The organism is Colwellia sp. BRX10-1, from assembly GCF_014077545.1.
GTDB lineage: Bacteria > Pseudomonadota > Gammaproteobacteria > Enterobacterales > Alteromonadaceae > Colwellia_A.
Map to the genome: position 1 here is coordinate 1 of NZ_JACGWC010000102.1, position 477 is coordinate 477.

Annotated in this window: 1 tRNA gene; it reads left to right on the forward strand. The window is 35.0% G+C overall.

Features of this window, described 5'->3' with window-relative positions:
* The first annotated feature begins 39 nt into the window (after positions 1 to 39).
* A tRNA-Leu gene (locus H4J75_RS19715) sits at positions 40 to 125 on the forward strand.
* Positions 126 to 477 lie beyond the last annotated feature (352 nt).

Consider the following 477-nt stretch of genomic DNA (forward strand, 5'->3'; position numbering starts at 1 on the left):
GTAGGGAGCCAATCTCTACTTTAAAAAGAATTATCCGATGCCCGGGTGGTGGAATTGGTAGACACAAGGGATTTAAAATCCCTCGCTCATAGAGTGTGACGGTTCAAGTCCGTCTCCGGGTACCATCTTTATACTGTACTTTCTGTTCAGTAATTTAAATAGTAGTAATTAAACCTGTATCAATAATGTATGTAATTAATTTACATCACATTTATAATGCATATATTTATATACAATAAATATAGCTAAAATGTTGTGATTTAGCTGACAACAAAAGATGTAGCGTCTCGTTAACTGTCTAAATTTAGTGTGTAGATAAGATAAAGAATTTAATTAGTTAAATCTCTTAGTAAATTAAGAGTTAGTAGGGAGCCAATCTCTACTTTAAAAAGAATTATCCGATGCCCGGGTGGTGGAATTGGTAGACACAAGGGATTTAAAATCCCTCGCTCATAGAGTGTGACGGTTCAAGTCCGT